The sequence below is a fragment of the Virgibacillus aidingensis genome, assembly GCF_010994035.1.
GTDB lineage: Bacteria > Bacillota > Bacilli > Bacillales > Amphibacillaceae > Virgibacillus_N.
The window spans coordinates 34,039-46,980 of sequence record NZ_WIXN01000009.1; the positions used below are offsets into that span (position 1 = coordinate 34,039).

Below are 12,942 nucleotides of genomic sequence, written 5' to 3' on the forward strand. Positions count from 1 at the left end.
AAAAAATTATTTTAATTGCTTTTTCATTTCCATGATTTGTACAGCTATTTCCGCTGCTTTTATCGGATCGTCCTGTTTTTCGGCAAGACGCTGTTTTTCCTTCAGTGATTGGATACTTGGCCTATCACTGCTTTCATTTTGTATTAACCTGATATAATCGTTAATCTCCCTGTCACTTATTTCTTTATCGTCCATATTCATAGCTATTTCAATGACAAGCTGTTTAATACCATCATTATTTAAATGATCTATAAACATGCTTACATCAGGCAGATGCCCTTCTTCATAAAAAGCATATAAATGGGTTGCTATTATTTTATGTTCATCGATTGTGAAATTTGCACCAATTTCTTCCCGTGCTTTATCAGCGATCATCGTATTCTGCAGCATGCACTGAAGCAGTTTCCTTTCTGCATTATGAAATGCCGGGAGCAGCTTTTCGTTTTTGTAATAACTCACAGCATTGTTGTGAAGAACCTGCTTGTTGCGGCTTTTTTTTTGATAACCTGTCTTTTTGCGAATTACCTCCAGCTCTTCCATTAGTGATTCCACGGATACATCAAATTCATTGCTGAGATCTTTTACATAATACTCTCTTTCAACAGAACTGCTGATTGCAGCAAGCTGCTGAAGTATTTTTTCTATATAATGAATGCGATCTGCTTCAAGACTCAAATTATAATCTTTTTTGACATATCGCATATAGAAAGCCATAAATGTATCACTGGCTTTTATTACTTCTTTTTCAAATACATCCTTGCCGTATGTTTTGATAAAGTCATCCGGATCCATGTTGTCCTTAAGTTTGGCTATTTTTACACTGCATCCGGTCTTTCTTAATAAAACAGCAGCTTTATAAGCAGCTTCCATTCCCGCCGCATCGTCATCATAGCAAAGTATTACAGTATCTACATACCGGTTCAGCAGTTTTGCCTGAATCTCCGTAAGTGATGTACCAAGCGTCGCAATGACATTCTTAATTCCTGCCTGGTATGCTGTAATTACATCCATATAGCCTTCAAATAGTATAGCTTCACTTTCTTTGCGGATATATCGCTTTGCAAGGTCAAAATTATAGAATAGCTTGCCTTTTTGAAACAATTCGGTTTCGGGGCTGTTTAAATATTTTGGCTCTTGTTTTCCCAGAGACCGCCCGCCAAATGCGACAGTTTTACCTAAATGGTTTCGTATTGGAAAAATCACACGTCCGCCAAAACGGTCAATAGTTGTTTGATCATCCAGCATACTGACCAGACCATTTTTCAACAGTCCCTGCAGGTGAAACCCTTTTTTTTCCAAAAACTCAGCTGTAAAGCCTTTTATATGAGGAGCAAATCCAAGCTGAAACGTATCAATTGCTTCATCACCAATGCCTCTGTCTGCAAAATAACGATAGCCTTCTTTCCCGTCTTTTGTATAACGCAGCAAATGATGGTACAATTTTGTTAACCATTCGTGAGCTTCAAGCATTTGCTGGTTTTCATGCGACAGATTGGAAGCTTCCTTTTTTATTGTATTTTCCGGCAGCTGCTTGCCGGCTCTGTTTGCAAGCTGCTCTATTGCTTCATAAAATGAATAGCTTTCCATTTCCATCAGGAAAGTGACGGCATTACCGCCTTTGCCACACCCAAAACAGTGAAATATCTGTTTTTCCTGTGTAACTGAAAAGGATGGTGTTTTTTCTCCATGAAACGGACATAGCCCAAAATAATTCTTGCCCTGTTTCTTTAATTGAATATATTCCCCAATCACATCCACAATATCATTGGCTGCCCGAACTTCCTCGATTATATGCTCAGGAATCATGTGTTTGGCCATTTAAAATCACCATACTATACATATTCAAGATTTTTGAAAAAAATCCTTTAAAATTCGACATTTTTTTCTGTTATGGCGAAAAAAATACCTTCTTTCATCGATTTAATATGGAAGGAATTCATTTATACCAGTAAAGTTATTATTTTATTACTTTTGCCGAACTGAAGCTTAACAAATTGTTATTGTTATTATGTTACCTTAGGAGTTAAAGGATAAACCCCCTTTTCACTGTTTTGCTTTAAAGTAAACCGGAAGCTTTTCACACCCCCATAATCAGTGAACATACAAATTAGATTTACTTCATGTACTTATTTCTACACACCCCTTTTAGAATCCTTCATGAATATGAATGTTTTATTTTTCAGAATATGCCCAAGGGGTATAAATAGAACTATTGTTTCTAATATCTAATCTTTACACAAAAATTAATTATAATACATGATGCGTAAAAATGCTATTAAAAAGTTTTGATTTTACAATTGGAAAAAGTGATAAAGTAAAAAGACTAACCCTTACAGGATAGCCTCTTACACAGTATGTTCATATTTATTCCGGATCATTCACCATAAATTTTTTCCTGGATTATCTGAAGTATCGTGTTTGCTGTTTCTTCTACCGCTTTATTGGAAACATCAATTACCTCGCACCCAATTTTTTCTACTGTGTTATCAAAATAGGACAATTCGGTGTGAATCCTTTCCATAGTTGCATATGTGGCCTGGTCGCCAAGCCCCAATGCTTTTAACCGTTCCTTTCTGATTTCATACAGTTTATCCGGATTGATGCGGAGACCGACACATTTAGCCGGGTCCACTTCCAGCAGTTCCTCTGGTGGATCAACCTCGGGAACGATGGGAACATTGGCCACTTTTAAACGTTTATGGGCCAAAAATTGGGATAATGGGGTTTTTGATGTACGTGAAACCCCTATGAGGATAATATCCGCTCTGGCAATTCCCCTGGTATCCCGCCCATCATCATATTTTACAGCGAATTCAATAGCTTCAATCCGTTTGAAATAATCTTCATCAAGCCTATGTACCAAGCCGGCTTCCAGTTTTGGCGGTGATTGAAACACTCTTTCCATAGCAGAAAGTGTCGGTCCCATAATATCAATCACTTCAATATTCCATTTTTTGGCCTGCGTATTTACATAGTTTCTCAGTTCGGGATCAACCAGTGTAAAACCAATTAATCCTTCTTTTTCTTTTGCCAGTTGTATGGTTTCATCAATTGTTTCCTTATCTTCCACGTAAGGAATACGCTGAATTTGGTATTCGCCATCATTAAATTGGCTCAGTCCAGCTTTAATAACGAGTTCAGCCGTTTCTCCAACAGAATCTGACAGTACATAGACATTTGGCATCTTATCCACAAGCATACACCTCTTTTACTTATAAATGTTCGTCGGAAATCAGCTCCACAAATGCTTTTGTAATAGTCGTTTTCGTAATCCTGCCTATTACTTCCAAACCGTGCTCGGTATCTTTTACAACCGGCACTCCGTCTATCTGCTTATTCATAAGTTTTTTTGCCACTTCCAATAATAAATCATCTTTTCTGCAGACCGTTATATTAGGCATTCTTGTCATAATAATATGAACCGGTACTGTATTTAAATCCTGCTGGCCGATGCTTGCCCGGAGCAAATCCTTCCTCGAAAGGACACCGGTTAAGGTTGCAGTGTCATCAACAACAAAAAGTGTGCCCACATCTTCTAAAAACATCGTGGATATAGCATCATAAACAGATACATTTTCCTTAACAACAATTGGAACATGCTGATATTCATGAACTTTGAATTTCTTGATTTGCTCCGTTAATAATTCTGTACCTGTTTTGCCCGTATAAAAATATCCGACACGCGGTCTTGCTTCCAGGAAACCGGCCATCGTTAAAATAGCTAAATCCGGCCTGAGGGTGGCTCTAGTTAAACTTAATCGGTCAGCGATTTTCTCCCCCGTAATCGGCCCGTTTTCCTTTACAATCTCTATAATTTGTTCCTGCCGGTTTGATAATTCCATATTTTCACCACCAATTGTGACATACTGCTTATATAAATATTATATACTAAATAAGAAAAAAAGGGAATTACGGGTGTTTTTTTAAAAAGTTTGTTTCCACTCTATTTTAGATAAATCAGCATAGCTTTTGATAAGGATGGCAATGCTGTTCATCAGGGCCAGCCTGTTATTTTTCAGTTCTTCCTCATCAGCCATTACCATATTATGCTCAAAGAAATCATGTATTTCCTCTGTAAGCTCACCTATAGCTTCAAGCGCTCTCTCTGCTTCCATTTTATCGTTGAAATTTGCATATTGATCCTTTACAGTCAGATATTTTTCATATAATACTTTTTCGGAATCCGTATTAAATAGCATCGGATCAATTTGAGCAAGTTCAGTTTTGTTTGCTATATTTATTACGCGTACAAGGGCTTCCTGTACAGGCTTAAATTTTGGACACGCACGTTTTTCCGACAGAACTTTTGCTTTCTTGGCAGAATATTGAAAGACACCGATCTCCGCATGAAGCACAGCCTGAATAACATCCTGCTCCAAACCAGCGTCTTTTAGAATGACCTGGGCACGATGGCGGAAGAAAGAAAGCACATCTTCTCTCCATGCAGCTGACCGATCTTCTTCCTTAAATAGGGCTATGGCAATCTCCAGTAATTGTTCAAGTGATATATTCCAATTATTGTCATCGAGTATTTTTAAAATGCCGGCTGCCTGGCGCCTTAATGCATAGGGATCCTGTGAACCTGAAGGAACCAGTCCGACGGAGATGCACCCGGCTATGGTGTCTAGTTTATCTGCTACACTGACAATAGAGCCTGCCAGTGTCCGAGGCAACTGACCATTTGCGTGAAGGGGCATGTAATGCTCCCTGATCGCCCTTGCAGTCTGTTCACTTTCACCATATAAAAGTGCATATTTTTCACCTATGACACCTTGAAGTTCCGTAAATTCATTTACCATATTTGTCACCAAATCAAATTTGCAAATCTCTGCAGCACGTATTGCTGATTCAGATGCCTTTTTATCCAATCCCAGAAGTTTGGTTAATGCTTTGGTTATATGAACAATTCTTTCTACCTTATCCTCATAAGTTCCCAGTTTTTCCTGAAATACGACCCGCTCCAGTTTATTTACGTAAAAGTCAATTGTTTGCTTTTGATCTTCTTCGTAGAAAAATCTGGCGTCCTGCAATCTGGCATGCAGCACCTTTTCATTTCCTCTCACTACTGTATCCAGCTCGTAACTGTCCCCGTTTCTGACACCGACAAATCTGGGCAGCAATTTACCTGACGATGATTTTACCGGGAAATAACGCTGATGTTCTTTCATTGATGTAATTAAAACTTCCGGCGGTAATGACAAAAATGATGGATCAAAAGCGCCAATAAATACGGTAGGATACTCTACCAGATTCTTTACTTCGGCCAGTAAATCCTCATCTATCGGCACTTGAATATTTTGTTTTTCTTCCTGTTTCTTTATCTGTTTCACTATCCGTTCTTCCCGTTTTTGAGCATCTGCAATAACATAGTTTTCCAATAACGCTTCCTCATAAACTTTCGGACTCGTTAATGTTATTTTATCCCCTAAAAAACGATGGCCGTATGTAATATTTCCTGCGCGGACACCTGCAATTTCCATCGGGATTACCTTTTCTCCGTGCAGGGCTGCAACCCACCGGATGGGGCGCGCATAGCGTATCGATTCCTTTCCCCATCGCATATTTTTCCCAAAGGTAAGTGACAGAATAATATCTTTAAAGCCAGGCAAAATTTCCGCTGTCTGTTTCCCTTCAATATGCTTTTCCACAAAAATATAAGGCGTTCCTTTTATCTCTTTAATATAAATATCTTCTACTGTTTTTCCCTGTCCGCGTGTAAAGCCTTCTGCTGCTTTGGACCAATTCCCTTCTTTGTCTTTGGCAATCTTCTCCGCCGGTCCTTTTACTTCTTCCTTAACAGAAATTTGCGAATCACTCACTCCACTGATAAAGAGGCTGAGCCTTCTTGGGGTGGAATAAGAAATAATGGAATCATATTTAATTCTTGAATCATCCAGCCAGTCTGCTGTATTTTTTTTAAGTTCCTTTTCAGCCTGGTCAATAAACCTTGCAGGCAATTCTTCCAGTCCGATCTCAAACAAAACATCCTTAGCCATTATTTTACCTCCTGATCCTTTAACATCGGGAATCCAAGCCTTTCTCGTTCTGTCACATATGCTTTTGCAATTTCTCTAGCAAGTGTTCTGACTCTTTTTATATAACCGGTTCTCTCTGTTACGGAAATAACCCCTTTTGCGTCAAGCAAGTTAAAAACATGGGAACATTTCAGCACATAATCATAAGATGGAAACACAAGTCCCTTTTCCATTGTTGCTTTGGCTTCTTTTTCATAGGTGGAAAACAGTTCAAACAGCATAGCCGTATTTGATGCTTCAAAGGTATACTTTGAATGTTCATATTCCGGCTGATAGAATATATCCCGCACAGTTACTCCGTCTGTCCATTCAAGATCAAACACATTTTCTTTATCCTGAATGTATGAAGCGAGCCGTTCTATTCCATATGTTAATTCAACGGAGACAGGACTTGCCTCCAATCCGCCAATTTGCTGAAAATAAGTAAATTGTGTAATTTCCATTCCGTCAAGCCAGACTTCCCAGCCTAAGCCAGAAGCCCCTAAAGTCGGATTTTCCCAGTTATCCTCAACAAAACGAATATCATGTTTCTTGGGATCAATGCCAAGATTTATTAAAGAATTCAAATATAATTCCTGTATGTTGTCCGGAGATGGCTTCATAATTACTTGAAATTGATGATGCTGATATAAACGATTTGGATTATCTCCGTATCTGCCATCCGCCGGCCTTCTTGACGGTTCCACATAAGCTACATTCCACGGCTCAGGGCCCAGACTTCTCAATAAAGTCATCGGCGACATGGTGCCAGCCCCCTTTTCCACGTCATAGGCCTGCATAATAATACAATTTTGACCGGCCCAATGTTTCTGCAGGTTTAAAATCATTTCCTGTATATTCATAATCAAATCAACCTCCAGTTTTTATAAAAGTTTTTTATGGGATTCTTTTTGTAAAAAAGTCACTGCAAGCAAATCGGGAATGCCGTGCAGCGGTTCCCCGCCCCATCAAAAAGATTTTTTTTAAATCATAAAATCTATAAACTGTGTCGCAACATTAGCCTGACTTTCTCACCCTCTTTAGAAGATGAGCGCAAATCAAGCGCTCCGGAAATACCCTGCGCTTTCACCATACTTTCGTCAGTCCTGAGAAGCGTAGGGTGGTGATAGCACGAGTCCAAGGACCCCGCAGCGGTGGTTTTCCGCGGGGACGCTGTTGCCCTTGTGCCTATTGTGAAGCAACCCCCGGACGGTAGGCAATGTTAAACTGGAAAGAACATAAGTTAGTCGCAGTTTTCTTCAGACGGGAAGTCAGAACGCGCTCAAAATATTAAAAATCCCGTCCCTATGCCTGAAATAAGACATAGGGACGGGATATGAGCCCGCGGTTCCACCCTACTTGCTTCAATGCACTGAAGCCGCTTTAATTTAAATGCTCCGGAGTGCCCTTTCTTTCTGCTTTAATGTCCAGCTTTCACCATCCTGAACTCGCTTTAAACAGGGAACAAAAAGTAATATCTCCATCAAAGCTTATCGATATTAATCAGTATGTAAAGATAATACGCTAATGAGAGCCCTCCTGTCAATAAAAACTATTTATTTTAATAAATGGAGCTGGTTGATCACCTTTCGTGATTTTAAAAAATAGCCGCCATATTGTTCATAATAGGCATCAATAATTTTACGCAGCAATTTAATATTTTCCTGTTTGACGGAAATGGTTCCAACCCGCTTCAGTTCCACGGTACTGAAAATGTACAATAATTTTGCAATTACAGGTGATATGGCAAATGCATGCGGGTCTATACCGCTGCAATTGCTGCATAGCAATCCTGCTTCCCGTATGGAGAAAGAAATAAACCTTTCTATCCCGCCGCAATTGCTGCAAGAATGGACTGTCGGGGCAAAACCGCCTTTTTTGAATAGCTTTAGCTCATACATCATGATCGGTATAGCTGCATCATCATTTTCCTCTATCCACCTCATTGTACCAAGCAGCTCTTCAAATATATACCCATCCGGACTCTTAGATTCCATAAGTTTATCCGTTAACTCCACGATATAAGCACTAAATGCTGTTTTGATAATATCTTCCCGGACAGCGCGAAAGGAATCAATCACTTCCCCTTGTTGAATCGTGCTTAGACCGCTGTTTATATAAATATAAAATTGGCCGAAGATAAATGGCTGTGTCACTGCAGCCATTCTGCTTTTCGGTTTTTTGGCTCCTCTTGCCAATGCTGAAATTTTGCCAAGTTTATTGCTGAAAATCGTTACTATTTTATGCGTTTCACCATAATCATTGGACCTTATAATAAATCCATCTACTTTTTCCAGCACGAAGCTTCCCCTTTCAATTTCCTTAGCAGATAAAAGAATAAAAATCTGCCTGCATACGTGTAAATTGGGCTTTCGCCAACTATAATTGGCAAAAGCCGGGTTATTCTAATACTTATTATACCAAACTTTGCTGGTAGGGTGCTGTTTGTATTATAACGGCCGCTGCAAACATTAAATTTTGCTGTCTATAGAATGAACTTCTTTTCCTTTTGTCTCTGTTACTTTCCATGCCTCTTCATTTTCACTTTCAATTTGTTTCATTAGTAAATAAGTTTCAATGTTTCCCGTTTGACTAAATACTTTCCACGTAAAATCAATCACAAGAAACCTCACCTTTCTTCCTGTTAAGTGTTTCCCTCTTATCGTTTCCACTCGATATGGAGACCATGTGTATTAAAATTTTCCATGTTTAGTACTCATCGTCGCGAAAGCCGTATTCCTGGAGGTTCTGCTGCCTGTTCCGCCAATCTTTTTTTACCTTTACCCATAGTTCAAGGAACACTTTTGTACCTAGTAAGTTTTCTATATCCTGACGAGCTTTTTTTCCGATACTTTTTAACATGCTTCCTTGCTTACCAATTAATATGCCTTTTTGTGTTTTTCTTTCTGTAATAATAGTGGCTTGAATGAATATGGTGTCCGCCGTATTTCTTTTTTCTATATTCTCTATGACTACTGCAATGGAATGAGGTACTTCTTCCCGGGTCAGCTCCAATACTTTTTCACGGATCAGTTCCCCCATTAAAAACCTTTCCGGGTGGTCTGTAACTTGGTCCCCTGGATAATATTGCGGCCCGTCAGGCAGGTAACTTTTTAAAACTTCCAGCAATCTGCTTATATTATTTCCCTGCAATGCCGATATTGGAATAATTTCTTTAAAATCATATTTTTCTTTATACTGATCAATTAATGGAAATAAATCATCAGGGTGTATCAGATCAATTTTATTTATAATCAAGAACACCGGACTATTTACTTTTTGAAGTCTGTCCAATATATATTGATCGCCTTTTCCATATCCTTCGTCCGCATTGATCATAAACAAAATGGCATCCACTTCATTCAATGCATTCTCTGCAAGATTAACCATAAAATCACCAAGTTTATGTTTTGGCTTATGAATGCCGGGAGTATCAATAAAGACCATTTGCGCATTTTCTTCAGTTAAAACCCCTTGGATTTTATGTCGTGTAGTTTGCGCCTTATCACTCATTATAGCAATTTTTTGTCCTATTACTTTATTCATAAATGTTGATTTACCCACGTTCGGCCTGCCAATAATAGCAATAAATCCTGATTTAAATGTAGTATCCATGTTTTTCCTCCAAGACAGCAATTTAACTTTATATAGTTCCTATACCCTTTTTCCGATAGAATTATAAACACTTTTTTCAAATTTGTGAAAGGGGTACCATTTCAATGCTGAACCTTTCCATTCAGCCAGCTTTTCTAATCATTATCATACTATAATTACAAAGCACTTTCATGTATTCGACAAAACAAGAAAAAACTTTATTTTATTCGCGTGGAAAAATGAATATTTCTCATTATTTTTTACTGATCCTTCAAAAATATGGGATATCGCCAATAAAAAAATCCTTTGCAACGAGCGCAAAGGTTTTTGGTGGGACGAGCATTTACGCGCAGTCCCGCAGTCCCAAAGGGTTTTTAAAATAGCGTATACAATTTAGGCACGAAAATAATAAGACCAATTAAAACAGCTGTAATTGCTGCTGCGAGAACAGCACCTGCTGCATAATCTTTAATCAGTTTGGCAGTTGGATGGATATCGGGCTTGATATAATCAATCACTTTTTCAATCACGGTATTTATTAATTCGGTTACTAGCACAAAACCAATTACAAAAATAATAATTGCCCATTCCGACGGTGCTAACTTAAACAGGAAACCGCTAATTATGACCAAAACGGCAAATAACAGATGAATACGGAAATTTCGCTCCAGTTTAGCTGCCTCCCGTAATCCATTCCATGCATAAGAAAAACCGATGGATTTCTTTTTATCTTTCAATGCCGAACCCGCCTAAAATCTCATCCTGCCGTGTAAACATAATTTCTTCATCTTCTTTATTTATATGGTCATAGCCCAGCAAATGCAAAAAGCCGTGAACAGCCAAAAAGCAAAGCTCTCTTTCCAGCGAATGATTGTACTCTGCAGCCTGTTCTTTTGCTTTATCAACGGAAATTACGATATCGCCAAGTGTTAACGGAATATCTTCTCCGACAATTTCCGGTTCACCTTCTACCGTTTCCTGCATCGCGAATGAAATGACATCTGTTGGTTCATCCTTTTGCCGGTAGTTGCGGTTTAATTCCTTTATCTCATTATTATCCACAAAATTAATTGAGATTTCCGCTTCACTGGAAATACCCTCCTGCTTTGCAGTAAAAATAATTACCTGCTGCAATAAATCAATATAATCACTTTGGACAGACCTTGTTTGATCAAGAAAGTCAATATGCATTATTTTGCCTCCTTTATAGGATATTGTATACGTGAATGGAAAATCCCTTTTAACGCATCACAAACCGTTCGGTGAACCACATCCAATTCATGCAATGTAAGCGGAGTCTCATTTAATTGTCCGTCTGTCATACGGTCTTTCACAATGGAAGAAACAATCTCCTCTATTTTTTCCTCTGTCGGCTCTTTTAAGGAGCGAACTGCTGCCTCCACTGAATCACAAATACAAACAATGGCAGCCTCTTTTGTTTGGGGCTTTGGCCCAGGATAGCGATAGTTTTCTTCTTTTACATGTTTATTTGATTCTTTTTCCTTATAATAAAAATATTTTAGCAGGGTTGTACCATGATGCTGTTTTGCTATATCTATAATCTCTTCCGGCAAACGATGCTTCTTAAGCATTTCCGCCCCATCATAGGGATGGCTGATAATGATTTCCGCACTTTGTTTTGGAGATATTACATCGTGCGGGTTATTAATCGATAATTGATTTTCAATAAAATAATGCGGCCGTACGGTTTTCCCAAGATCATGATAATATGCCCCCACCCTTGCCAGCAAACCATTTGCCCCAATTGCTTCACAGGCGGTCTCACTTAGGTTGGCCACCATGATGGAATGATGATATGTGCCGGGTGCTTCGGTCAGCAGTTTTTTTAGCAAAGGCTGATTCGGACTGGCTAACTGCAGCAATTTTATATCGGATAATATACCAAGACCGGTTTCAAAAAAAGGAAGCAGCCCTATCATCAGTACAGCCGAAAGGAAGGCTGAAGCCAACCCAAAAGATGCTTGAATTAATATATCCAGCATGGCATATTTTTCAATGGAAAGAAATAAAAATAATAGTACAGTCAGCACATTAATGATTGTCATGCCAATCCCGGATCTTAAAATAGACAACCTGTCCTTGACATTCATGAGAAAAATAATGCCTGCCAGCTGCGCCAGCAAGAAGTAGATTCCAGCTTCCACATTTAATGATCCGGGAATTTGGCCATTAAAAATGATACTTCCCAGAATGGCATAAAGCACACTGAAAACAATGGCTGTTCGTTCATGGATTAATTGTTTGATTAATAACACTCCAGTTGCAACAGGAACAGCAAAAAACAAATTGTTTCCCTCTGTCGTATACAGGCTTGCAATTTTCATGAGGGATGCAACCAAAATACTGATAATAAGAATAGCAATAACTTTTCGGCGATCAATTTTTTGCTTTTTTGACAGCCAATACATTTCATGGGCAGCAATAAAGGAAATAATAAGCAGCAATATACCAAGTCCAATCAGCGGATACAAATTCCGGTCATTATCCAAGGCTCCTACTAAGGTCAGATCCTCATATATTTCGTTTGTAATAGTTTGACCCTCGCGAACAATTACCTCTCCTGCCCTGATAACGACAGGATCTACGCTGGACGCCGCATTTCTGCGGGCTTCCATTGTTTTTTCCATATCAAAAAACGAATTTTCAACAACTGCGAAGTCAGTAAGCCTGGCTAATTCATTTTTCATTTCCGGCGACAGTTCAGAATAATTAATGCTTTGTTTCATCGTTGATATAGCACTTTGAATGTTTTCTGTACGTACACCGGCCTCCATTGTTTCTTCCAATAAGCTTATGAAAAGCTCCTGCCCTTCCTCTCTTTCATCTTCCGGGATTTCAACCAGCTGTATAAACAGACTGTCATTTACAGCGTCTGTAATTTCAGTGGACAGTATTTCTTTCAGCTGACGAACCTTTTCCCGGTTGGAAACGGGAACCGGTCTTTGATTTTCCCCATCTCCCTCCGGTCTTAAACTCTCTTCTTCCAGCATGGAAATGGCATCGAAAATTTCCATTACATATTCCACACGTTCTCCCGTGATTTCTTCCGATATATTATAACGGTCTTCCACAGCCTGTACCGTTTCCCGTGTTTGCCTCTCTGTTGCCTGCTCATTTTCTATCGTGACCGGGGAACGGATTGTATCTCTGGCATTTGTGAATCTTTCAATATTATATGTTTCCATGTGAACATTGGGCAATGTAATAAAAAAGAAAAATACAGCCAAGAAAAGCACACTGAATAGTATAAATACCCGACTATTGGAATGTTTTAAAAATGATTTTGCTTTTTTTGCTATTTTCTTTTTCATTT

11 protein-coding genes are annotated in these 12,942 nt (G+C 38.8%); all 11 read right to left on the reverse strand.

Annotation, left to right across the window (positions count from 1 at the left end):
- Window positions 1-6: 6 nt before the first annotated feature.
- Entirely contained in the window at window positions 7-1,818 is a 1,812-nt protein-coding gene (dnaG, locus tag GHD25_RS09405) for a DNA primase (protein WP_164216144.1), read from the reverse strand.
- A 556-nt stretch (window positions 1,819-2,374) separates the two neighbouring features.
- Window positions 2,375-3,199: a pyruvate, water dikinase regulatory protein gene (locus GHD25_RS09410; protein WP_164216162.1), complete on the reverse strand. Its 825-nt coding sequence runs from the start codon at window positions 3,197-3,199 to the stop codon at window positions 2,375-2,377.
- Between the two features lie 13 nt (window positions 3,200-3,212).
- Window positions 3,213-3,842, reverse strand: a complete 630-nt coding sequence (locus tag GHD25_RS09415) for a helix-turn-helix transcriptional regulator (RefSeq protein ID WP_164216164.1) — start codon at window positions 3,840-3,842, stop codon at window positions 3,213-3,215.
- 81 nt (window positions 3,843-3,923) lie between these two features.
- On the reverse strand, window positions 3,924-5,996 hold the full coding sequence (gene glyS, locus GHD25_RS09420) for a glycine--tRNA ligase subunit beta (protein ID WP_164216166.1): 2,073 nt from the start codon (window positions 5,994-5,996) through the stop codon (window positions 3,924-3,926).
- Window positions 5,996-6,877: a glycine--tRNA ligase subunit alpha gene (gene glyQ, locus GHD25_RS09425; RefSeq protein ID WP_164216168.1), complete on the reverse strand. Its 882-nt coding sequence runs from the start codon at window positions 6,875-6,877 to the stop codon at window positions 5,996-5,998. The genes glyS and glyQ overlap by 1 nt, the downstream gene beginning before the upstream one ends.
- 693 nt (window positions 6,878-7,570) lie before the next feature.
- On the reverse strand, window positions 7,571-8,314 hold the full coding sequence (gene recO, locus GHD25_RS09430) for a DNA repair protein RecO (protein WP_164216170.1): 744 nt from the start codon (window positions 8,312-8,314) through the stop codon (window positions 7,571-7,573).
- A 171-nt stretch (window positions 8,315-8,485) separates the two neighbouring features.
- Window positions 8,486-8,635, reverse strand: a complete 150-nt coding sequence (locus tag GHD25_RS09435; RefSeq protein WP_164216406.1) for a YqzL family protein — start codon at window positions 8,633-8,635, stop codon at window positions 8,486-8,488.
- Window positions 8,636-8,723: 88 nt separating this feature from the next.
- Window positions 8,724-9,629 (reverse strand): GTPase Era, encoded by a 906-nt coding sequence (gene era, locus GHD25_RS09440; protein ID WP_164216172.1) that lies wholly within the window; start codon window positions 9,627-9,629, stop codon window positions 8,724-8,726.
- A gap of 353 nt (window positions 9,630-9,982) precedes the next feature.
- Window positions 9,983-10,345 carry a diacylglycerol kinase family protein gene (locus GHD25_RS09445; protein WP_164216174.1) on the reverse strand — a complete coding sequence of 121 codons (363 nt, stop codon included), beginning with the start codon at window positions 10,343-10,345 and terminating at the stop codon, window positions 9,983-9,985.
- A complete protein-coding gene (ybeY, locus tag GHD25_RS09450) occupies window positions 10,335-10,799 on the reverse strand; it encodes an rRNA maturation RNase YbeY (protein WP_164216176.1) in 465 nt (154 codons plus the stop codon). The genes GHD25_RS09445 and ybeY overlap by 11 nt, the downstream gene beginning before the upstream one ends.
- On the reverse strand, window positions 10,799-12,940 hold the full coding sequence (locus GHD25_RS09455; protein ID WP_164216178.1) for an HD family phosphohydrolase: 2,142 nt from the start codon (window positions 12,938-12,940) through the stop codon (window positions 10,799-10,801). The genes ybeY and GHD25_RS09455 overlap by 1 nt, the downstream gene beginning before the upstream one ends.
- Window positions 12,941-12,942 lie beyond the last annotated feature (2 nt).